This window comes from Vibrio diabolicus (assembly GCF_011801455.1).
In the GTDB taxonomy this organism is placed as follows: domain Bacteria; phylum Pseudomonadota; class Gammaproteobacteria; order Enterobacterales; family Vibrionaceae; genus Vibrio; species Vibrio diabolicus.
In genome coordinates this window covers 1,724,225-1,745,775 of the sequence record NZ_CP042451.1, presented here as the reverse complement: position 1 = coordinate 1,745,775, position 21,551 = coordinate 1,724,225, and the positions used below count along the sequence as shown (strand labels likewise).

General features: G+C 43.5%; 17 protein-coding genes. 11 read left to right on the top strand and 6 right to left on the bottom strand.

Annotated features, from left to right (window positions below):
- The first annotated feature begins 6 nt into the window (after positions 1 to 6).
- Positions 7 to 888 carry a YjjW family glycine radical enzyme activase gene (locus FR741_RS08435; RefSeq protein ID WP_145474058.1) on the top strand — a complete coding sequence of 294 codons (882 nt, stop codon included), beginning with the start codon at positions 7 to 9 and terminating at the stop codon, positions 886 to 888.
- 24 nt (positions 889 to 912) lie between these two features.
- On the opposite strand, the gene FR741_RS08430 is transcribed toward FR741_RS08435, so the two are convergent.
- The gene (locus FR741_RS08430; RefSeq protein WP_041853038.1) at positions 913 to 1,851 is read right to left on the bottom strand and encodes a LysR family transcriptional regulator; all 939 of its coding nucleotides are present in this window, start codon (positions 1,849 to 1,851) and stop codon (positions 913 to 915) included.
- Positions 1,852 to 2,266: 415 nt separating this feature from the next.
- Here FR741_RS08430 and FR741_RS08425 point away from each other — a divergent pair, with 415 nt between their 5' ends.
- Together FR741_RS08425 and FR741_RS08420 are read left to right on the top strand one after the other, a co-directional pair.
- A complete protein-coding gene (locus tag FR741_RS08425) occupies positions 2,267 to 3,037 on the top strand; it encodes a TerC family protein (protein ID WP_167426618.1) in 771 nt (256 codons plus the stop codon).
- Between the two features lie 160 nt (positions 3,038 to 3,197).
- Positions 3,198 to 3,800, top strand: coding sequence for a 2OG-Fe(II) oxygenase (locus FR741_RS08420; RefSeq protein ID WP_046875222.1), 603 nt, complete (start codon positions 3,198 to 3,200; stop codon positions 3,798 to 3,800).
- 61 nt (positions 3,801 to 3,861) lie between these two features.
- On the opposite strand, the gene FR741_RS08415 is transcribed toward FR741_RS08420, so the two are convergent.
- Entirely contained in the window at positions 3,862 to 5,127 is a 1,266-nt protein-coding gene (locus tag FR741_RS08415; protein ID WP_167426617.1) for an HD domain-containing phosphohydrolase, read from the bottom strand.
- Positions 5,128 to 5,751: 624 nt separating this feature from the next.
- Here FR741_RS08415 and FR741_RS08410 point away from each other — a divergent pair.
- The 8 genes from FR741_RS08410 (at position 5,752) to FR741_RS08375 (ending at position 16,401) form a co-directional block, all read left to right on the top strand.
- Positions 5,752 to 6,945: an iron-containing alcohol dehydrogenase gene (locus FR741_RS08410; RefSeq protein ID WP_167426616.1), complete on the top strand. Its 1,194-nt coding sequence runs from the start codon at positions 5,752 to 5,754 to the stop codon at positions 6,943 to 6,945.
- A 161-nt stretch (positions 6,946 to 7,106) separates the two neighbouring features.
- Positions 7,107 to 8,312 carry an aromatic amino acid transport family protein gene (locus FR741_RS08405; protein WP_167426615.1) on the top strand — a complete coding sequence of 402 codons (1,206 nt, stop codon included), beginning with the start codon at positions 7,107 to 7,109 and terminating at the stop codon, positions 8,310 to 8,312.
- A gap of 273 nt (positions 8,313 to 8,585) precedes the next feature.
- A complete protein-coding gene (locus FR741_RS08400; RefSeq protein ID WP_104971656.1) occupies positions 8,586 to 9,710 on the top strand; it encodes an HD-GYP domain-containing protein in 1,125 nt (374 codons plus the stop codon).
- Between the two features lie 87 nt (positions 9,711 to 9,797).
- Positions 9,798 to 10,016 (top strand): hypothetical protein, encoded by a 219-nt coding sequence (locus FR741_RS08395; RefSeq protein WP_005377723.1) that lies wholly within the window; start codon positions 9,798 to 9,800, stop codon positions 10,014 to 10,016.
- A 325-nt stretch (positions 10,017 to 10,341) separates the two neighbouring features.
- Positions 10,342 to 11,106: an ABC transporter ATP-binding protein gene (locus FR741_RS08390; RefSeq protein WP_167426614.1), complete on the top strand. Its 765-nt coding sequence runs from the start codon at positions 10,342 to 10,344 to the stop codon at positions 11,104 to 11,106.
- Between the two features lie 10 nt (positions 11,107 to 11,116).
- Positions 11,117 to 12,001, top strand: coding sequence for an ABC transporter substrate-binding protein (locus FR741_RS08385; protein WP_167426613.1), 885 nt, complete (start codon positions 11,117 to 11,119; stop codon positions 11,999 to 12,001).
- Positions 11,998 to 13,974 carry a Fe(3+)-hydroxamate ABC transporter permease FhuB gene (gene fhuB, locus FR741_RS08380; RefSeq protein WP_167426612.1) on the top strand — a complete coding sequence of 659 codons (1,977 nt, stop codon included), beginning with the start codon at positions 11,998 to 12,000 and terminating at the stop codon, positions 13,972 to 13,974. The genes FR741_RS08385 and fhuB overlap by 4 nt, the downstream gene beginning before the upstream one ends.
- Positions 13,975 to 14,178: 204 nt before the next feature.
- Positions 14,179 to 16,401 carry a TonB-dependent siderophore receptor gene (locus FR741_RS08375; RefSeq protein WP_167426611.1) on the top strand — a complete coding sequence of 741 codons (2,223 nt, stop codon included), beginning with the start codon at positions 14,179 to 14,181 and terminating at the stop codon, positions 16,399 to 16,401.
- A gap of 41 nt (positions 16,402 to 16,442) precedes the next feature.
- On the opposite strand, the gene FR741_RS08370 is transcribed toward FR741_RS08375, so the two are convergent.
- From FR741_RS08370 to FR741_RS08355, 4 genes are all read right to left on the bottom strand, one after another.
- The gene (locus tag FR741_RS08370) at positions 16,443 to 16,991 is read right to left on the bottom strand and encodes an MSHA operon transcriptional regulator (protein ID WP_012841863.1); all 549 of its coding nucleotides are present in this window, start codon (positions 16,989 to 16,991) and stop codon (positions 16,443 to 16,445) included.
- Between the two features lie 252 nt (positions 16,992 to 17,243).
- Entirely contained in the window at positions 17,244 to 19,019 is a 1,776-nt protein-coding gene (locus tag FR741_RS08365; RefSeq protein ID WP_167426610.1) for an ABC transporter transmembrane domain-containing protein, read from the bottom strand.
- 3 nt (positions 19,020 to 19,022) lie between these two features.
- A complete protein-coding gene (locus FR741_RS08360) occupies positions 19,023 to 20,762 on the bottom strand; it encodes an ABC transporter transmembrane domain-containing protein (RefSeq protein WP_167427102.1) in 1,740 nt (579 codons plus the stop codon).
- Between the two features lie 273 nt (positions 20,763 to 21,035).
- Complete coding sequence (locus FR741_RS08355) at positions 21,036 to 21,548, bottom strand: prepilin-type N-terminal cleavage/methylation domain-containing protein (RefSeq protein WP_264301720.1); 513 nt, start codon at positions 21,546 to 21,548, stop codon at positions 21,036 to 21,038.
- Between the last annotated feature and the right edge of the window lie 3 nt (positions 21,549 to 21,551).

Sequence of the window (21,551 nt, the reverse complement as noted above, 5' to 3'; positions counted from 1 at the left end):
AACAAGATGTCTAGACGAAGTGGAAGCCTTTTGGCAAAAGTCACTCGTATCCTTCCTTTCTCTTGTGTTGATGGGCCAGGAAATCGTCTAGTCATCTTTCTACAGGGTTGTAACTATCAGTGTTTGAACTGTCATAACCCTCATACAATAAACCATTGTAATCACTGTGGTGATTGTGTGAGTGAATGTCCGGCAGACGCACTGAAGTTCGACGAAAACAACAACGTTGTTTGGCTTAAAGAGGAGTGCACCCACTGCGATCATTGTATAGAGATATGTCAGAACCAATCTAATCCAAAAATTACTGACTACTCTGTGGTAACAATGCTCGATTTGATACGCAAGCATCGCTTTTTCATCAGTGGTGTTACAGTATCCGGTGGGGAATCTACCTTACAACTTCCTTTCATTATTGAGCTGTTTAAAGGGATGAAGCAAGATCCTGAGCTACAGCACCTTTCTTGTTTCATCGACAGCAATGGCTCTTTATCAGTGACAGGTTGGCAGCGTGTGCTTCCTTTTCTGGACGGTGCGATGATCGATTTGAAATCGTGGCAGACAGAGACGCATCAATGGCTAACTGGGCGTGATAATCATCGTGTATTCAAAACGCTTCAGTATCTTGCAAAGCATGAAAAATTGTATGAAGTTCGGTTACTGCATATTCCAGGGAAAAGTGATTTAGATATAGAAATCGTAGCGATTGGGCGCTATTTGAGTACTTTGCCTGAATCGGTGCTTATCCGTTTAAATGCATTTCAACATCACGGAGTCATGGGGGAGGCGCTAACTTGGGATGTCTGCTCGCGCCATGATATCGAACGCTTAAAATCAGAACTTTTACGTTACGTGAGTAACTCCATCGCAGTGCCGACTGTACTCACGTAATGCAGTTTTGATTCGTTATCTTACTCACGCATCGCACGCGTCTAGCATGGCACAGGCATCGAGCAATTGTTTTTGTAGCCATTTTAAAGCCGGATCGTTCAAGCTCGCTTTGTTCCAAACGAGGCTGTAGGCTACCTGTCCATAATCGAATGGAAGGGATTGTTCAACCAAGCCTTTTGCTTGCATGGCCGCCCTTGCCCAAAGTTTGGAACAGGTGAACAAGTAATCTGAGTGCTGACACATCACCGCAGCTGAGCCAAAATCCGCTACACGCATAGCCATATTTCGCTTCGAGTGCCTTTGTGTGAGGTTCTGCTCGAAATAAGGTTGTGAGAGATCTTTATCATGAATCCCAATGTGTCTTGCACAGAGGTAGCTTTCAATAGACAAAGGCTGATTAGAGAGTGGATTTGATGGTCCCATTAAACAAACCATTTCATCTTTCAGAATGGTTTGCCATACCAAGTCTTTGTTTTGCGTGGGCGGCTGACTAAGATCGTGTGGAAGCAGCAAAAAGTCCACTTGGCCTCTTACCAACGCATCGAAACTCATTTCCTCTTTTGCATGCACATTCAAATGTGCGTGATTACCGAGTTGCTGAGATAAATGCTGTAGAACTGGCGCAAAAAGCTCAAACGAACTTTCACGCATAGCTAATGAGAAACTGCCCTGATAGTAAGCTGGATTAAATGAGCCTTGATGTAATAATCCATTCATGCTAGAGAGTATGCCATGGATCGAGGGGCCAATGTGCAGCGCAAATGCCGTTGGTACCAAGCGAGTACCATCGCGATAGAAGAGGTCATCTTTCAGCGTTTCACGTAATTGTCCAAGTGTTTTACTGACGCTCGAAGGTGTTACACACAGGCGCTCTGCGGCAAGCGTAACACTGTGAGTGGTTAACAACATATGCAATACAGTGAGGTGTTTTAGGCTAATGCGTGAAAGAGCAATGTAGTCCATAAATAGCATGGTTTCTTATGATTTTTGGCAGTATATCAGGATGAAACAAATTTTTACTATTGTTTATCTCGTAAATGAGCATCTTTCGCTTTGAGCTCAATGTATTTAACGTGTTGCGTAATAAATAACTTGACCTTTGTAAGATTAAAGAATTCTCTTGGATTTATTAGGTCTTTGGCATTTTCCTTTCCTCAATTTTAGAATTTCTATTTCATTTATCTTTCTAGTGCGATGGCTGAATAGTTTGTGTACGAATGAAAAGCCGTCATTGCCTTTAAAAATAGCCATTGTGTTGTTAATTGTTTGGTGATTTACTCAAGATCCTTAAGTAACAGAGGTATAAATAATTAATGGACGACCCCTTTAGTCGACAGAACCCTTCACCGTATGTCTTCCCATCATTGGAGGCGTACTCATGTTAGAACTTTTCATGCAACCAGAGGCTTGGGCGATTTTCGCCACTTTGTTTGCGCTTGAAGTTGTCTTAGGCGTTGATAACGTCGTTTTTATCTCCGTCCTATGTGAAAGATTGCCACAGCACCAACGTAAACTGGCAAGAAACCTTGGCATCGGCCTTGCCGTTATTGCTCGTATTGCATTGGTTTTTTCTATCTCTTGGATTATGCAGTTGACTCAACCACTGTTTTCCATCGTAAACCAAGCGTTTACCGGAAGAGACGTGATCATGATCGCGGGTGGTGCATTCTTATTGGCAAAAAGCCTGAAAGAGTTGTGGAGCTGGCTAAATCACAATGAATCTGGCCACTCGACTCATGCTCGTACTGGATTAGCGGTAGTGCTGCTGCAGATTGTTGCTGTGGATGCGGTATTCTCAATGGACTCGGTGATAACCGCCGTCGGTTTGACAAGTGATGTCCCGCTTATGGTCGCGGCGATTGTCTCGTCTGCAATCGTGATGGTAATGACTGCTGAAAAAATCAATAATCTGGTGACGCGCTATCCCGGCTTTAAAACGTTGGCATTGCTGTTCCTCGTTTTATTGGGTGGCTTATTGATGGCAGAAGGCTTCGCAATTCATATCAATAAAGGTTATGTGTACTTTGCGATGGCATTTGGTTTGATTCTGGAACTTTGTCATATCCAGCTAAAAAACAAACAGCGCCCTAGCATTAAGCGTCTTCGTCCGTTGCGAATTAGAGCAACGAGATTAGAAGCTCGTCAATAACAAACGACATTGCCGCTCACATGAGCGGCATTTTTGTATCTTGTATCGTCTATTTTAATTCTCGTTTTGCTCCGTTGTCGTCTCGATAAAAAATCGCATTTGTTGTTGTGTCGCAGATTTTTTATATAGAGCGCCCAACTAACACGAGTGAACGAAAATAATGAATAAAATGATCGATGCGTTAGCAACCAATGGCTACTACATCTGGGATGACTTTCTTTCTGAACAAGAGGTGGCTCAACTGCGAGATTGCATTCCAAGCAATTGGAAAAAAGCACGTATTGGTCGTAACGATGATGTTACTCGTATTGAATCTATTCGTAGTGACAAGATTCAATGGTTATCGCCAAATATGGGGCATGCTGTTACTTCTTACTTGGATAAAATGGAAGAGATCCGCCAAGAAGTGAACCGTCACTTGTTTCTTGGACTTTTTGAGTACGAAGCTCATTTTGCCAAGTACGAGAAAGGGGACTTCTATCAAAAACATTTAGATTGCTTCAAAGGTAACGAAAACCGTCGATTGACGACCGTTTTTTATATGAACGAATCCTGGACGGAAGAAGACGCGGGTGAATTAGTAGTATACGATTTGAATGACACTAAAATTGCAACCATTCCCCCACGCTCAGGGCGTTTGTTCGTATTCTTATCAGAGCAGTTCCCACATGAGGTGTTACCAACTAATGCCGAGCGTTTTAGTATCGCTGGTTGGTTCAGAATCAATGGTGTGCGAGATAATTTACTTGATATTGCTAGGTAGCTATTTATCTGCCTAGTTTTATCATCCTAAAAAAGGGGGCGTGTGTTCGCCCCTGTTTTGATTAAACGTCGGTTGAGAGTTCGTAACACTCTGTCATGTGTCGTTCTAATACCGCATAAACGTCAGAGCAAAGCTCCTCTTTGGCTATTTGCTCACCCATAATGTCGGCGATCTGTGTTTGAGTCATTCGTCCTCGATAGGGGCGATCTTGAGACAGGGCTTGGAAGACATCCGCGACAGCAATGATACGCGATGGAACATCGAGCTCGTCGCCTGTTTTGTGATAGGGATAGCCCGACCCGTCTAAACGTTCATGATGATTGGAAGCCCATTCCGCTATTTTCGCGTTAGGAAAGACCTTGTGCAATGCGAGCTGAGTATCAATGGTATGGCGTTTAATGCGTGTGTACTCTTGTTTGTTTAGAGAGCCTTCTTTGTGAAGGATTTCATCTGGTGTTTTTAACTTTCCAATATCATGCACCAGCCCCGCAATATATAACATTTCTTGGTCGTGCTCGTTTAGCCCAAGCTTAATTGCTAGATAACGAGATAATTCCGCTACTTTTTGTGAATGTTGATAAGTGAACGGGCTCTTTGCATCGACAATTTGAGCGATAAACATTCCCAAACTGTTCATATCTTGGATGGTTAATTGTTTTTGAAGCCAATCAATGCTTTTAAAATTTAGGCCTATGGTTTCAATATTTTCCGACTCCATCGCGAACCAAAACGCGTCGGTCATGACGAGTTTAACCATTGCTTCGGCCATACTTGGATTAAACAAGGTTCCAACGTTTGCCATGATGCACTCAGCAATCAATTCCTCATGAAGCGTGACAATGTCACAATGGCAGTTCATGACGTATTTTGAGCGCATAAAATCAAGGCGATCCGATAAGTAGAGCAGGGCGGCCACCTCTTTTTCAAAAGGCGGTAAATCGAGCTCTTTTAGTTCGCTCCAATGTGTATGGTGGTAAAGAACTGGTGTCGCAAATTGGCGCAACAAACGACACTGCTTGAGGCTTCGGTACCCTCTTAAGCAGTGTGTTTTCACGTCTTGTGGCACCAGCTCTCCAAGTAACATTTTATGTTCTTGTGTTTCGGAGACTCCACAGTCGTGGATCATACCCGCGAAGTAACAAAACTCCGCTTTTTCTGGCTCCCAACCCATGACGCGAGCACATTGGTAAGCGATATAAGCGACACGATGGCTGTGGTGAGTATCGTCAACACCGACATAATCGAGTGCTCGAGCAACCCAGATAAGCGCTTGTTTTAGATCGACTTCAAAGCCCGTGTCCGTATGGGAATGGCAAGAATGATTCATGGTTTATACCGACATTGCTAATTAGCCCACGCGAAACCCAAATCAGAAGGTGATAGGAAAATTGGGTACGACAGCGAATAGACCCCAAAAAGGTGGGCGTTTAGACGTAGTTTTAATTATGGGGCGGATAATAATCCTAGTTGCATAACAATATCACCTGAAGCTCATGATTAAGAGTCAGTTATTTGAACTAAGTATTAGTTTTGAAAGATTATTGTTGCTTTTATTGACTTATTTGAAAACGACAATAAATCATGATGTAACGCATTCTTATTTGTGTTTTTATAAGTGATGTTCGGATTAGATTACTGATATACCGTACAGTTATGTGATTAAGCAGAATCCATATTTTTGAGTTTGTATGAATGATAAAGCATCTTGAATAACCACTTTATGATCGGCGAAGCCGAAGAGGGGGGAGTCATTAAGGTAACGCTAATGGCAAATCATAAAAAATAATTTTCTCTACAGCTCACGTGGTGTGGGGAGATCAAGATAACGGTATTGCTCCCTCAGCAGCATTTATGTGTTGATGAAATGACTTAATTAAAAATGTGTGATTGCAAAGTAAGCATAGGTGATAAAAGTAGCTAGAATGATAGCTCTAAATGAAAAGGATTTCGTATGTTGAAGCATCGCTTATATCGGACTTACACCGCAGGGCTAAAAATAGCAGCTCTTATCCTTCCTATGCCGAGACCAACCTTGTTTTCCGGCCCCGGTTCGATGAATGAGCTATTAGAATCGATGACCGAACTGGGATTTAAACGCGTCTTATTAGTTACCGATGAAGGGTTAGTCCAAGTCGGTATTGTCGATAAGGTGCTCGAAGCGGCAGAACAGCTCGATTTGCAGTTAGATGTTTTCTCGAAAGTGCAGCCCGATCCTACCTATGATCAGGTAGAAAGCGGTCTAGAGGCTTACCATCGTTTTCATTGTGAGGGCATATTAGCTTTGGGTGGTGGCTCGGCAATGGACTGCGCAAAGGTCATTGCTGCGAAAGTTACCAATAAACGGCCAATAAAAAAGTTAGCTGGACTATTGAAAGTATGGCGAATGCCAGCGCCTCTGTTTGCTATTCCAACGACCGCAGGAACAGGAAGTGAGGTCACCATCGCCGCGGTCGTATCAGATCCCTCCTCACACATTAAAACCCCTTTGATGGATCCAAAGTTGGTGCCACTAATGGCAGCTTTAGATGCGAACTTAATGATTGGTTTACCTCCTAAGATCACGGCTGATACTGGCGTTGATGCATTAACTCACGCTATTGAGGCGTATGTGTCGAGAAATGCTACTCAAGAAACTAGGGCTTATTCTGTTGCCGCCATTAAGTTAATTTTTAAGCATCTTCCTCGGGTCGTAGCACAAGGGGATGATGTTGAAGCTCGACATAAAATGGCCATGGCATCCTATTACGCAGGTTTAGCATTTACGAAAGCGAGTTTGGGTTATGTTCATGCGTTTGCTCACACATTCGGTGCGAAATATGGAATACCTCATGGCATGGCAAACGGATTAGCCTTGTTACCTGTGCTGCGCTTTTCATTATCAGAGATAGAGCCTCAACTAAGAAAACTAGATGCGTTGACGGCCGAAGGGCAGTCAGGTGAGGCGAGTGCTCAACACTTTTTGACGCATGTGGAGTCTTTGTTTGCAAGCATTGATATTAAGCAGAAAAGTGCACTCATTCAGCGCGAAGATGCTGATGCGCTTGTAGATTTAATTATGAAAGAGGCGCACTGGAATTACCCTGTCCCTAAGTTCATGAGCAGGGAAGAATGTACTCAGATATTGTTGGACATTAGTGGTGTGTAAATTTTTATTTACACTTGTGGTTTTTTATCCTTACACTTTGCTTGATCTTCTGCTGAAGATCCTACAATATCGACAGTATTACAAATATGGTATTGGTTTCGGTACGCCGTTGCCCGATCTAATACCGATAATTCCTAATAAAGTGTAAAGATAAATATACAATGAGTCGTTCTAAAGTATTCGGTAGTACTCTAATTATCGCGGGAACTACAATAGGTGCTGGCATGCTAGCCCTTCCACTTGCCTCTGCCGGCATTGGTTTTTCAACTTCAATCATCATCATGCTCAGTTTATGGGCTCTGATGGCTTTCACTGCCTTACTCATGCTTGAGCTTCATCAGCATGCAGAAAGTAGTGCAACTCTTCATACTTTAGCGAAACAGATCCTAGGCCAAAAAGGCAAGTGGGTGGCAAGTTTTGCGATGCTGTTTCTTTTCTATTCATTGTGTGCAGCATACATCGCTGGCGGTGGTGCTCAGTTCGGAGATCGCCTCGCACAATGGTTTGACCTTGATATTTCAGGGTCTACATCAACGATAATCTTTACCTTGATTGTGACTTTAGTTGTGACAGTTGGTACAGGTACGGTCGATAAAGTTAACCGAGTGTTGTTCGCGATGAAACTTGTTGCGATGGTTGCTGTGCTTTCTTTTCTTGCTCCAAACGTTACGGAATCTTACTTATTGAGTATGCCGATTGAGCAAGGTCTTATTGTAGCGGCGATTCCTGTTATCTTTACTTCGTTTGGTTTCCATGGAAGCATTCCGGCAATTGTGAATTACTTAGATGGCGATACTTCTTCTTTGCGCAAAGCCGTTATTATTGGCTCGACGATCCCGCTCGTGATTTACATCTTTTGGCAGATCGTGACATTGGGTGTGGTTAGCCAAAGTACGCTTATTGAAAACGGTGGGTTGAGCGCGCTTATTGGTCAACTATCGCAGACGGTGCACCAATCAAACTTAGGCAACATTGTCGGTGTATTTGCTGATTTGGCACTGTTAACGTCATTTCTTGGTGTGAGTTTGGGTCTATTCGAATTTTTGGGTGATACCATCAAAGGGAGCAACGATAAGCCTAATCGCTTGGTTGCGGCACTCGTGACGTTTACCCCACCGCTGGGCTTCGCACTTTTTTACCCTCAAGGCTTTATTATGGCTTTGGGTTATGCAGCGATTGCATTAGCGATTTTAGCCATCTTTTTGCCTCTGGTTATGGTGATCAAGGTTCGTAAATCGGATGATTTTACGGGGGAGTACCGAGTTGCTGGTGGCCAAGGAGCATTAGTGATAACGGGTATCGCTGGCACAGGTATCGTATTAGCTCAGGTGTCAATTACTTTGGGTGTGCTTCCTGCTTTGGGCTAGTTGTTTGGAACGTCTCTGAATAACCTCTAGTTACTGAATTCATCGTAATCAATCAGTATTGTTAAGCTAACGAGTTTCGCTCGTTGGCTTTTTTAATCTGGATCAAATTACCGTAAGATATTCGGTGAAAGAATTGGTAGAAATGTGCTTTTATTTCGTACACTTAAGTTGTGGTATATCGATAATTTAAGTGGAGAAAACCGCTCAAAATACCATTGAATTTGCAACACAATGAGCTTCTCTTGTTTCTCTGCTTGGGTGTGGAGGTGAAGTATGGCGCACCGGAGTTTTTACCCGTTTGCAAAACCGCTTAATGAGCAACTGCAAACGCTAAAGGGCAGGATGCAGGCGCACTTGCCGTGTATTGATAGGGTGTCATTTGCTAAATATCACCCAGACCAAGATGTGCTCAAATCATTTGCAGAAAGTGAGTTCGACACTTGGTGTTTAGCCCACCATGAGTCAGCATTCCGTAAACTCCACCACCTCAATATTGCCTCCAAAAACGCGATTCCTCGCATCGTCGAAGACCTTCACGATATTAATCATTGTCCTCGGGTTCAAACCTTACTCAAACACGGATACCAGTCGTCGGTTGCGATTCCTTGTTACGACAATAAAGCATTTACAGGCTTTGTGTTTTTAAATTCCACTCAGCCCAATGCGTTTAGCTTAGAAGCGTTGAATAGTCTCAAACCTTATTTCGAAATGATTCAATTTGCGGTTGAATCAGAAGACCACGTCGTTAGCGCGATAGAAACGTTGGCGAACCGAATGCAATGTATGATGCCAGGCTACTCCCCTGAGTTTTACGCGCATACCAAACGAATGAAGTACTACAGCCAAGTCATCGCAACGCAGTTAGCGGATCGTTATCACCTGAATGATGAAATGGTCGAAGATATTGGTATTTTTGCTCAATTCCATGCACTCAGTGATATTCAGCTGCCAGTTGAAATTGCTAGTCGCCGAACAAATTATACTCAAGAACAAGAGGCGATATTGATTCAACATATTGAGCGTTGCATCGACTCGGCCGATGACATAGTGGCTCGTATCGGAAATCCGGTTCACCCGAGTGTGACTTTGTTTTTGCAGATGGTTACTTATCAATACGAAAACTTAAATGGTACTGGTTATCCGTATGGTTTAACCAGTGGCGATATACCAATAGCCGCGCAAATTACGGCTGTCGCGAATGCCTTTGATTTTATGACGACGCACCATCCGTACAGACAAGCGTGGTCCATCCCATACGCATTGTTAGAACTTGAAAAATGGGTATATCAGGGATGGTTATCTCGAGAATGTGTTAATGCTCTGCGAGAGCATCAAGGTTATATAAAGCAAATCATCCACAAATATCCGGAGCACTATACAGGCTTGGGGTTAATGTGAAGAGCAGTAACGAAGTTGAAATGTTGACGAGGAGGAATATTTAAACAATACTGTTTTTATATACAGTGGTAAGTTTGGAGGTGAAGTATGTTGTGGGAAACCCTTGAAAGAGTAAACCGCTTACGCCAACAAGCACTTGCAAATCCTGAGTTTGTTGAGTCAGCAAAAGAGCACGAACAAGCACTTCAGGAGCAAGAATACCATTATCAAACGAAGAAAAAGCGTTCAGCCAAAGACAAACAAGGTAAAAAGTCGCTGGCCGATATCTATAAAGAAGTAGAGTTTGGCGCTGACGCTCGTCATTAATTTAGTCACTGCGGCATTTCTCATTTCTTCATGCGCCGCAGTATTCATTCAAATTTATGCGAGGGCAGTGGTAGATCGCTGCTCTCGTTGACCTGCCGACAATCCGCTAATGAAGTCATCCGCAACGAATAATCATTAACGCTTAGTAATTCTCTCAATGATCTTGTTGATGTAATGATAATGACAACGGTTTGCATTTGTATCTTTGTTGTTATATAAAACCTCCCTTATTAATCGTTCTGTTGAATAAGAACGGCAAACGTGATGAACGAATGAAAGCGGTTGATTAGCTTTCATTTGTGAATGGCTATTAGGTGAAGTAGGGATGTTGGAAGCTAAAGCACTCCAGTTTGAGATTGAAGGCAAGTCATTGCTAAAAGCGTTTGATGTGACATTTGAACCCGGAAAAACATACGCTCTTGTTGGGCACAATGGTTCAGGAAAATCTACATTGTTAAAGTTGCTGGCACAGCAACAGCCATACACCGCTGGTGACGTGGTTCTACATGGAACGAGCATTAACGATCTCTCAGCGAAAAAATTCGCCCAACACATTGCCTACTTGCCTCAGCATCTTCCGGTGACCGACAGTATTTTAGGTCGCGATTTAGTCGGATTTGGTCGTTACCCATGGCATGGTTTACTTGGTCGTTTGAGCAAGAAAGATCATGACATTATTGAAGAATCAATGGCGATGACAGGAACACTAAAATACGCAGATCGCTTAGTTGATACGCTATCTGGAGGGGAGCGCCAACGAGTGTGGCTAGCCATGCTATTAGCGCAAAAAACCGAGTATTTGCTTCTTGATGAGCCTTTGTCTGCGTTAGATATTAGCCATCAAGTCGATATGTTGAAGCTCATCTCTAAACTCAGTAAAGAGTTGGGTTTGGGCGTTATTATTGTATTGCACGACATCAACTTAGCGGCGCGCTTTTGCGATCATATCGTTGCATTACATCAAGGTGATTTGATTGCACAAGGCAATGTTGAACAGGTGTTTACTGAACCTAAGCTGAGGGACATATACGGGATAGAGATGAAGATCTCTGACCACCCTGCGGGTTATCCGGTGGCGATGCCAAGCTAGAGGTTGAATAATGAGCAGTACAAACACTCGACTTAAGCATTTCTCTTTCGCTCTCTCACTTAGTGCGCTTTTGGTCAGTTCCTTTCAAGCAGTAGCTGAGGCGTCACCTCGGGTGATGTCGGTTGATTGGACACAAACTGAAACGATGTTGGCGTTAGGGGTCGTGCCCGTAGGTGTCGCTCAAGGGCAAGATTACGATGCTTGGGTAAAATCGCCACCGTTACCACCTCAAACTAAGGATGTAGGGTTAAGAACTCAACCCAATATAGAGCGTATTTACGAGCTCAGACCTGACCGTATTTTTATTGCCCCGTACTTCTCCTCAATGAAGCATCGCTTAGTCGATATCGCCCCCGTTACCACGATTGACTTATATGAAAGCGGGATTACAGATTGGTCGGTACTTACTCGTTTCACTCGGAGGTTTGGTGAAGAGCTAGGAAGAGAAGCGGAGGCTGAGGCACTTATCCAACAATATGAAGAACGTTTCTCTTTACTAAAACAGCGCATAAACAAAGACCAGCCGCCGCTTTTAATGATTCAGTTTATGGATACGAAGCACGTTCGTGTTTTTGGTCAGAATAGTCTTTACTCTCAGGCTATCGAAAAGATTGGGCTGAGTAATGCGTGGAACGAAGAGACAAATAGCTGGGGCTTCAGCTTACTCGGCATCGATAAGTTAGCAGGTATAAGAGCCCAAATTGTTATCGTTGAGCCATTGCCTCACGGTGGCGAAAAGCAGCTCTCTCAAGATCCGTTTTGGCAATACGTTGTTCAACAGTCTGGTGAGAAGGTCATGCAAGTCGCGCCTGTTTGGAGTTTTGGTTCTATGCCTTCAGCGCTTCGGTTCGCGGAGTTAGTTACGGCGAGTAAGGTCGAGGAGTTAGAACAATGAAAGCCATGCCTTTAAGCCTTGTGGTGTTACTTTCGGCATTTACCTTTTCTATTGGTGCTTTCCAATTGTATCAAGCAAGTTCATTCTCACTGGCTCTTAGCAGTTTATGGAAACCTAACTTTCAATCTATCGATTCCGTCTTACTTCACTTTAGCTGGTGGCCTCGAGTCTTCACCACGATTATTTCTGGCGCCGGATTAGCGGTTGCTGGGGTATTAATGCAGCAAGTTCTGCGCAATCCTCTTGCTTCACCCACGACACTTGGTGTGGCGAGCGGTTCAAGTTTTGCTTTGATGTTAGCTACGCTATTTGCCCCTTGGATGTTGGATATAGCACCTAATTTGGTTGCTCTCATCGGCGGTGTGACATCGATGGGGTTGGTGATGCTGTTGTCATGGCGACGAGCGTTATCTCCAACGGTCGTCGTCGTTTCTGGGTTAGTGATAAACCTGTACTTTGCATCATTAAGTACGGTTATTCTGATGATGAATACCGAAAAGCTGAATGGATTAATGATATGGGGAGCGGGCTCGCTTGTTCAGAGCGGATGGGGTGATTTCTCGTATCTTGCACCTCGAATCGCACTTGCTACGGTTATCGCATTTGTGTTTGCAAAGCCGTTAAGTCTGTTAGAACTCTCCGAGCAAGGTGCCAAGAGTTTAGGTGTCTCGCTAGCCAAACTGCGCTTTGTCTGTCTTGGGCTTGCGGTACTAATCACTTCTTGGGTCGTTTCTGCAGTAGGAATCATCGGTTTCATTGGGTTAGCAGCGCCAGCGATTACTCGATTGATAGGTATCAATAAAATCCAGCATAAGCTTTGGGTATCAATGCTGATTGGTGCCATGTTATTGACTTTAACCGATTTGGTTATTCAGCAACTGCCAGGGCTAATGGCGAGTTTTATACCAACGGGAGCAGCAACCGCTGCACTGGGCGCTCCGCTACTATTATGGCTGCTACCTCGCTTATCACAAAAGACGCAGGGTCATACTCAAACGGTGTTAACTCGACATCGTCAACATGTTTACAAGCTAAACCCTAAAGCGATCTCATTGGCGTTGATCGGCACATTAATTTCCGTTGTTCTTTTTGCCACGGTTGCTGTGCAAAATGAAGGGTGGACAAACTTGTTTGCTAGCCAAAATTGGATTTTTTTGGAATGGCGCGCACCTAGATTATTTGCAGCAGCAATTGCGGGGGCAATGTTAGCGATTGCTGGCACCATGATTCAACGCCTAAGTGGAAACCCAATGGCCAGTCCAGAAGTGATCGGCATCAGTTCAGGGACAGCGATGGGATTGATCATCGCGATGTTTACTGGGTTAGGTTCGTCAATTTTCACTCTTTCTCTAGGCGGGCTCGTAGGCGCATTAGCGACGGTATTGGTCATTGTGCTGCTAAACCGTAAATCAGGTTTTCAGCCGGAGCGCATTTTGTTGACTGGTATTGCTATTACCGCACTGATGAATGCAATACAGAGCTTTATTCTAGCCACTGGTGACCCAAGAAGTTATCAAGCATTGGCTTGGTTGTCTGGGTCTACCTACTATGTTTCGGTTGAAACGTTACTCCCATTGTCTTTATCTGCGCTTGTCTTTATAGGGTTGAGTTTTCTCTGCGTAAGATGGCTAGATATTCTTCCTGTTGGCGCCGCTTCCTCTAAAGCACTTGGGATTCGCGTTGATCGTTCGCGCGCGATACTGCTGCTTTTAGTTGCTTGTCTCACGGTCAGTGCGACATTGGTTGTTGGTCCTATTAGCTTTGTTGGGTTACTGGCTCCGCATTTAGCTCGCTTATTTGGCTTTAACAAAGCGTCACAACACATGTTATGCGCCGCGATATTGGGTTCCGGCGTGATGTTGTTGGCCGACTGGTTGGGACGACAAGTTCTTTACCCACAAGAAATACCAACAGGGCTGATGGCGTCTCTCATTGGCGGTTTGTATCTGATGTGGGGATTACGCCGTTTATAGATACGAGCTAAGCCTCAACCAAGAAAGTACTTATACAACAAACAAGCACTCGCATTGGCATTCGCAACCTATGCGAGTGCTTTATGCAAAACCTCTGGTTTGTCTTTTATGGAAACAACTGGCGATGCCGTAACTCGCTTTTCTTTCAGCGATCGCTGAAGTCATGAAGGGTTGGTTTGGCTGCCGACAAAAAAGGAGAATAATATGACTCGGCAGTTTATGCTGACACCAACGTCAATGGCGGTTGTATTAGCGTTATCAACGCCAAATGTCTTGGCTCAGGAAGATGAAAATATAGTTGTGATTGGACAGCAGCAAGACAGTGCAGTTGGTCCTGATTTTAGTTATCTTGGAGCGAAGAGTCGGGCAGCGACGAAAACTGATATTGCCATCAATGAAACCCCAAGAGCGGTGTCTGTTGTTACGCGAGAACAAATGGATGATCGGGCCTCTATTAGCATTTCTGACGCACTACAATACACACCAAGTATTCAAACTAATTATTTCGGCGAAGATAACAAGCAAGATTGGTTTATTATTCGTGGTTTTAAACAGGCGAACAGCGGGCTGTATCAAGATGGTACCCGTTTATATTCTTCTGGTTTTTATAGTTGGCAAATAGATCCGTTTGCTTTGGAAAGGGTTGAAGTTTTACGTGGTGCAGCGTCTGTTCTTTATGGGCAAAACCCTCCTGGTGGGGTCATCAATGTCGTCAGTAAGCGACCTCAATTTGATGGGGGATCAGGGCTTGTATCTTTGGAGTACGGTTCTGAAGACCGTAAACAACTTTCTCTTGACGTAAACTCTGAGGTGAGTGAGCAGTTAGCTTTCCGCTTTCAGGGGTTAGCGAGAAAAAATGGGACGAGAATTAGTGGGGTAGAAGCAGAGCGCATTCTTCTCTCTCCATCAATGACGTACAAATTTAATGAGACGTCTGAAATTACCTTTCTAACGAGCTATCAAAAAGACGACTCAGATCCTTATCTGCAATTTTTGCCAGTTGAAGGAACGTTAACGCCAAACAAAAATGGAAAGATCAGTGATAGTTTAGCGATAGGCAATCCTAACTGGGAGACCTTTGAGCGTGAGCAGGTGTCTTTAGGCTATGAGTTTTCTCATGCGTTTAATGATACCACTTCGTTTGTTCAAGCTGCTCGTTACAGTGAAATGGATGTTAAGTTGAGACAAATGTATTCGTACGTTTACTCGGCTGATGTACCTGGGTTGGGGCCGATTTTAGATCCATCAAATGAACGCAAGACCATACTTCGGGGCGCTTCAGCAGAAGATGGATCATCCGATGCTTTTAATATTGATAATCGTTTGATGCACCAAGTAAATTGGGGAAGCGTTGAGCATAACTTGATGTTGGGTTTAGATTTTCAAATGATCAGTATCGATGGTAAGGACTTTGCGAATGATCCTATCGTTGCTGATGGTAATGCGCTCTTAAACACACCAATGGGAGCTTTGCCTGACCCTAGGTTTAATGTATTTAATCCCACTTATTCGGATAATATAACGTTACTCGATCCGAATACGCTACAGCCATTGAGCGAAACCGATAAGCAAAGAACGAAAGTTGAGAACCGACAGCTCGGTGTCTATTTTCAAGATCATATGCTGATTAACGATAAATGGGCAATGTTATTGGGTGCGCGTTACGACGATACAAGTAATGAAGTACATAATGTTACCACGGGTGCTCGCACGAAAGTCGATAATGGAGAGTGGACGTTTAGCGTGGGAACGGCTTATATTTCTGATTCTGGCTTCACACCATACTTTAGTTACTCTCAGTACTTTGATCCAATAATTCAAGAAGATAGCAATGGTAAGCCAGCGAAACCGGAAAGCGGTGATCAAATTGAAATCGGTGTAAAATACCAACCGGATTCATTCGATGGCTATTTCAATATCGCAACGTATCGGGCAACAAAAGAAAACTTGGCTCGTATCTACTTGAGTGAATTGACGCAAATAGGAAAAATAGAAAATAACGGCGTTGAGTTTGAAGCTGTAGCCAATGTGGCACCTTCTTTAACATTAATCGGAAACATAGCCTATGTTGATGCAGAGATAAAAGAAGACGTCAATAAGACATGGGTTGGCAAAACACCTTCTCAAGTCGCGAATACCGTATCATCAGCTTGGGCACATTATCGTTTCTTTGATGGACCTCTTGATGGCTTTGCTGTTGGCTTAGGTGCGCGCTATACAGGTGAGTCATACGGAGATAATGAAGAGAGACTAAAAGTACCAAGTTACTTTTTAATGGATGCGACGGTCAGCTATCGCATTGGAGATTACAAGCTACAAGTCGCAGCCAAAAATATCACTGATAAAGAGTACATAGCGACATGTGATGGTTTTTGTTGGTATGGCGATCGACAAAATATTATTGCCAGTTTAACTTACGATTGGTGATTTAACGGATAAATAAACACCCCTAGTGTAGGGGTGTTTATTTAGAAATCGGCTTTGCGGACAAAGTGTGGGTTTTTGTACTTTTTCTGCGGACCAAACGATGATACGACGAGCTTGTTCCATAACGTTTTGTCAAACTCACCCTTTGGAATCGAAGGGTAGAGGGTTTCCTCTTCTTCTCTTGCAAAGTTCATGTACTGTTTCTTCTTAATTTGATTGTACTTTTTGGCGATCTGGTTATGTTTCCTTACCCACTCCAGTTTGTAATTGTGGAGCACTTTTTCACCTTCTTCCGCACTCATTCGAGATAGGAATAATCGCTTGTACGAGACCTTTCTGTCCAACATTGTGCGCATGACGGTTTGGATATATTTACCGTGGTGCGTGACAGTAATATCTTTTTCGTCAATAGGAGTGACGCACCAGCCTTTAGGTAAAAAGTCTGGCTTCTTAAACTGCTTATTACGCTCCATTAGCGCCTGATGTAAAATCAAATCAGAGGTACCGCGGAACGTTTTTTGCCATTTACCGATACGAATTTGAATCGAACCAGGCAAGCGATAGATGTTAGTAAACTTATCTTTGTCCATGGACTTGTGTCATGAGATTAATATGCATTATTAGAAAGTGAAAAACAGTCTAGTGCAAAGGGCACCAGACTGAAGTACCGTACGATTTTACAACGACCTTGCGTGATATAGCGAGGGGTTATGTCAATAATAGGTAAGAAATAGAAAATTAGTTCACATTATGAAGAAATTGGAAGCTAATCAGGCTAACTTTTGAAGTTGGGCCGATTATGCCCATGCCTACCAAATAAAAAGAAGGCATGGGTATAAAAATCACACCGCTTCTTCGAGTTGCTTGGTTTCTTCTTCAATCTGCTGTAAATGTCGGTTTGCTTGCTGTAACTGATACATTTGGGCATAACGACCATTTTGTTTCAACAGTGCTTTGTGTGTGCCTTTCTCTACTAACTCCCCATGATGAAGAACAATTATTTGGTCCGCATCCAAAATAGTTGAAAGTCGATGAGCGATAACGACTAGTGTCATGTCTTGTCTGAGTACTGCCAAGCTCTTTTGTATTAAAGCTTCTGTTCCTGAGTCAATATTGGCCGTTGCTTCATCTAATATCAATATTTTAGGTTTTACCACAAGCACACGTGCTAACGCTAAGAGCTGTTTTTGTCCAGCAGATAGATTGGTTTCACCTTGACCTAACTGCGTGTCTAGCCCATTAGGATAACGGTGAATTTGCTCTGCCAAACCTACCTTGTCTAACGCATCCCATATTTGAGTATCGTCAACCGCTCGACTAAGAGAGATGTTTTCTCTGACTGAAGCAGGGAGAATGTGCGGATCTTGCTGAACCATTGCCACATCTTTACGAAGGACGTCTTTCCCTAGTGTTTTAAGTGGACGACTATCGATGAGCAGTTCACCATATTGCGTTGGATAAAAGCCCATTAACAGTGACGCTAATGTGCTTTTACCGCTTCCTGTATGCCCGACAAGCGCGATAAAGTCTTGGTGGTTGGCCCTCAACGAAATGTCTTTTAGGACGTCCTGTTTACCATCGTAGCTAAATGTGAGGTCTTTAAGTTCGATAGCACCTGACCTTAATGGTTGATGATCGTTCCCGTAAGTTTGTTTTTTCGCATCAATCAATTCAAAAACACGTTCGCTTGATACTAACGCTTGCTGAAGTAGAGCAAGTTGCTGAGTCATCTCAATTAGTGGTTCAGTAACTCGCGCAAGATAACTGATAAATGCATACAGTACCCCCACACCAATCAACTCAATACCATTAAAACCAAAGATCGCAACCAAGCAAAGCAACGCAAGACCTGCGAGCAAATCCATTAATGGTCTTAGCAGATAGCCGTTTAGCCGAATCACTCGTTTAGATGCCACCAAGTGCTCTGCGGTTAGCTCGTTGAACTGTTTATTAAAACGCTCTTCTTGTTGCATTAATTGAATGACACTCATCCCTTGAATGGATTCACTCAGATTCGCATTTATATCAGTCAATAGGTCACGCATCTTTCGGTAGCTTTCTGTACTTAGCTGCTTAAACAAGTACATAAAGCCGATGACGATCGGTAGCAATACAAGCACAACAAGTGTGAGTTTCCAGCTCATGAAAAACATAACGCCAAGCATCACCACAATCATGACCACGTTTTTCACCACGGTCGCGATCAAGAGCTCATAAAATTGCTGTAGAGATTCCGTATCGTTGGTGATTCGCGATACCAATTTCCCCGCAGGAGTGTAATCAAACGCAGATAACGGCTGCTTAATCACGCCAGAAAATACTTGCTTACGAATCGTTTTGATAGTGTTAGCCGCGACAATGCTAAATTGCAATGACTGAAAATACTGGAATGTTGCCGATACAATCTGAAGAGCGATATAACCTACTGCTAGCGAAATCAGAACATTCTGTGAATAGTCACCTTTAGCGATGTGCTCATCAATGAAATATTGAATCAACCAAGGGCCGCCAGCGCTGGCTAACGCTGCGATAAACAGCAAAGCAAGTCCTTTAATCATTGGCTTTGGTTGAGATAATGGGTAAGACATCAACCGTTTAAACGTACTGGTCTGGTTCATTCATTATTCCTCCATCGCCTGTTCTAGTTTTTGGTACTCGAACATTTCGGCGTACCATCCTTTATGCGCTAATAAAGCGCTATGTTGCCCACGTTCAGTAATGTGTCCGTGATTCAATACAATGATCTCGTCTGCTGCTTCCAATGCGGTGAGGCGGTGCGCAATAACGATTAGGGCTTGATCACGGTAGTGCGTTTCCAAATTCTTAAGGATTTGATTTTCGGTCCGTCCATCAACAGCGGAAAGTGCATCGTCCAAAACCAACACTTGGGCATTCAACAGCATAGCGCGTGCTATCGCAATTCGTTGTTTTTGTCCTCCAGAGAGAGTAATGCCTTTCTCGCCAACTTCAGTTTGATAGCCTTCAGGAAACTTCTCTATATCATCATGAATACAGGCTAACTTTGCTGCTCTGTAGACTTCTTCCTTTCCCGCGTTAGGGTTTCCTAAGGCAATATTGTCAAAGATAGATTTGGAGAATAGAAACGGGCTTTGATTAACCACGGCAAAGCGGTTGCGCCACTGAGGAAGTAGGGCATCTTTAATCTCAACATCCCCGAATGTAATTGAACCGTTTGTTAGGTCGTGCTGACGCAAAAGCAGCGTTAGCAGGGTTGATTTTCCGCTTCCGACAGGGCCAGCTACTCCCAACATTTTACCGGGTTCAAGTTCGATTTTTATTTCGGCTAAAGCTGGTGGTAAATCACTGGACCAGTGGAAAGCATCGATATCAATTTTTAATGGCAGTGGTTTATCTTCTAATGGTTTATTTCCACTGACAATCTCTGGTGTTTCATCAAAGATCTCTTGTAGGCGATTCCATGCTGCGGAGCCTCGCTCTAAAATATTAAATAAGAAAGCGAAGGCCAGCATAGGCCATATCATTAACCCTAAATACATCGTAAAGGCTGTTAGATCACCAAGCGTGATCTCTCCCTTATCGACAAGGTAAGCACCAGCAGCGACACTGAGAAGGAAAGAGAGGCCGATGGTGAGTTGGATAGCTGGATCAAATCTCGCGTCGACTCTAGCGACGGCGATATTTTTCTGACCGGTATCATCGACTACATCGTCAAAGCGCTGTTGTTCTTGATTCTCTAACCCAAAAGCTCGCAACATTCGCACGCCGTTAAGTGACTCTTGCGTCATGTCTGACATGGTAGAAAAGGCTTCCTGAGCAATGCGGAAACGTTGATGCAGTATACGGACGATAAAAAAGATGATGATTGCAAGAAACGGCATTGGAAGAAGTGCCATAACGGTGAGCTTCCAGCTAACTTGCGTTACCATGATGATTAAAACTGCAATACCCGTGATCAAGGAATCGGCTGCCGTTAAAACCCCTTCGCCGGCTGTCATTACGATGTTACGTACATCATTAGTACCACGCGCCATCAGATCACCGGTCTTATAACGTTCGAAAAATCGGGGTGGTTGTGTCGATAAGTGCCTATAGAGACGATTACGTAGAATGGTTCCGAGTTCCCAGCTTGCGCCGAAAAGCCAAATTCGCCATAAGATACGGCATCCATAAATGGCAAAGATCAGTGCAGTGAGTCCCAAGAGCCACAGAATCAGCGTATTTGTATCTAACGTGTTATCTACGACCCCATCAACGATGATACCGACCGCTTTAGGAGGAACAAGTTGTAGAGTTGATATCACAGCGAAAAGCAAAATCGATCCGACATAATGCTTCCACTTTTGTTGGAAATACCAACGTAACTGCCAGAATATTCTCATCATGCCTCCCGCTTTAAATTATTGAATTTGTTATAGAACTATTATTGAGCGAAATGATGAGTTTACAAGCACAAATTATTGGCGGTCGGAAAAACGATAGATTGTTTCGATTACGGGCGCGTGCGGTCGCGAATTACTTGTTTTCTCGCTGCAAGCTAACTATGAAACAACATTATGTGAAATAGTTGTTAATAATGGATTTTGGGGCCAGTGTTCTGCTAAAAGCGATGAAAGCACCAAAAGTGCAACTGTCACTTTCACTCACTAGGGGAACTAGCAGTCGTCAGTTTGTATTTTGTAGCTGACTTGGCCACCTGGAGTTTCTGGGTAGTAAACTTCGACATAACACATATGGTCTGGACCAACAGGTTTGTTTGCAAAGCCGATAAGGAAATAGGGTTCGTCCGGGCTGTCTACCCCGTACCAAGTATTGATAGTGAGTTGAGGGTCGAAACCTGCCAGCTCTTTTGCGGGAATGACATTCTTAATAAATCCAAAGTAACCAATTAGGTCGTTATTGCCGTCATTATCTAGATCAATGTTATGTTGTTCGCCGCCATCTACCGTCTCTTGAGATTGAATAACGGCTTTGGTGTACACAAAGTTGTTTGCAGTCATGAGCGCTTCCCTCGCGCCATATAGAACCGCCACTCGGGCATCTTTTTGCAGACCAAGAAATTTAGGAAGGGCAATAACACTAACGACACCAAGGATAATGATGCACACAATGAGTTCAATGAGGGTAAATCCTTGAGAGCGATGCACTGCCTTTTCTCCATGAGTCATGAA

Bases quoted from the DNA above. Each gene is read 5' to 3' on its own strand.
- FR741_RS08425 (WP_167426618.1), top strand. From the start codon at position 2,267: ATGTTAGAACTTTTCATGCAACCAGAGGCTTGGGCGATTTTCGCCACT.
- FR741_RS08355 (WP_264301720.1), bottom strand. From the start codon at position 21,548: ATGACTCATGGAGAAAAGGCAGTGCATCGCTCTCAAGGATTTACCCTC.
- FR741_RS08395 (WP_005377723.1), top strand. From the start codon at position 9,798: ATGTTGTGGGAAACCCTTGAAAGAGTAAACCGCTTACGCCAACAAGCA.
- FR741_RS08360 (WP_167427102.1), bottom strand. From the start codon at position 20,762: ATGAGAATATTCTGGCAGTTACGTTGGTATTTCCAACAAAAGTGGAAG.
- FR741_RS08415 (WP_167426617.1), bottom strand. From the start codon at position 5,127: ATGAATCATTCTTGCCATTCCCATACGGACACGGGCTTTGAAGTCGAT.
- FR741_RS08365 (WP_167426610.1), bottom strand. From the start codon at position 19,019: ATGAACCAGACCAGTACGTTTAAACGGTTGATGTCTTACCCATTATCT.
- fhuB (WP_167426612.1), top strand. From the start codon at position 11,998: ATGAAAGCCATGCCTTTAAGCCTTGTGGTGTTACTTTCGGCATTTACC.
- FR741_RS08405 (WP_167426615.1), top strand. From the start codon at position 7,107: ATGAGTCGTTCTAAAGTATTCGGTAGTACTCTAATTATCGCGGGAACT.
- FR741_RS08390 (WP_167426614.1), top strand. From the start codon at position 10,342: ATGTTGGAAGCTAAAGCACTCCAGTTTGAGATTGAAGGCAAGTCATTG.
- FR741_RS08420 (WP_046875222.1), top strand. From the start codon at position 3,198: ATGAATAAAATGATCGATGCGTTAGCAACCAATGGCTACTACATCTGG.
- FR741_RS08375 (WP_167426611.1), top strand. From the start codon at position 14,179: ATGACTCGGCAGTTTATGCTGACACCAACGTCAATGGCGGTTGTATTA.
- FR741_RS08385 (WP_167426613.1), top strand. From the start codon at position 11,117: ATGAGCAGTACAAACACTCGACTTAAGCATTTCTCTTTCGCTCTCTCA.
- FR741_RS08435 (WP_145474058.1), top strand. From the start codon at position 7: ATGTCTAGACGAAGTGGAAGCCTTTTGGCAAAAGTCACTCGTATCCTT.
- FR741_RS08370 (WP_012841863.1), bottom strand. From the start codon at position 16,991: ATGGACAAAGATAAGTTTACTAACATCTATCGCTTGCCTGGTTCGATT.
- FR741_RS08400 (WP_104971656.1), top strand. From the start codon at position 8,586: ATGGCGCACCGGAGTTTTTACCCGTTTGCAAAACCGCTTAATGAGCAA.
- FR741_RS08430 (WP_041853038.1), bottom strand. From the start codon at position 1,851: ATGGACTACATTGCTCTTTCACGCATTAGCCTAAAACACCTCACTGTA.
- FR741_RS08410 (WP_167426616.1), top strand. From the start codon at position 5,752: ATGTTGAAGCATCGCTTATATCGGACTTACACCGCAGGGCTAAAAATA.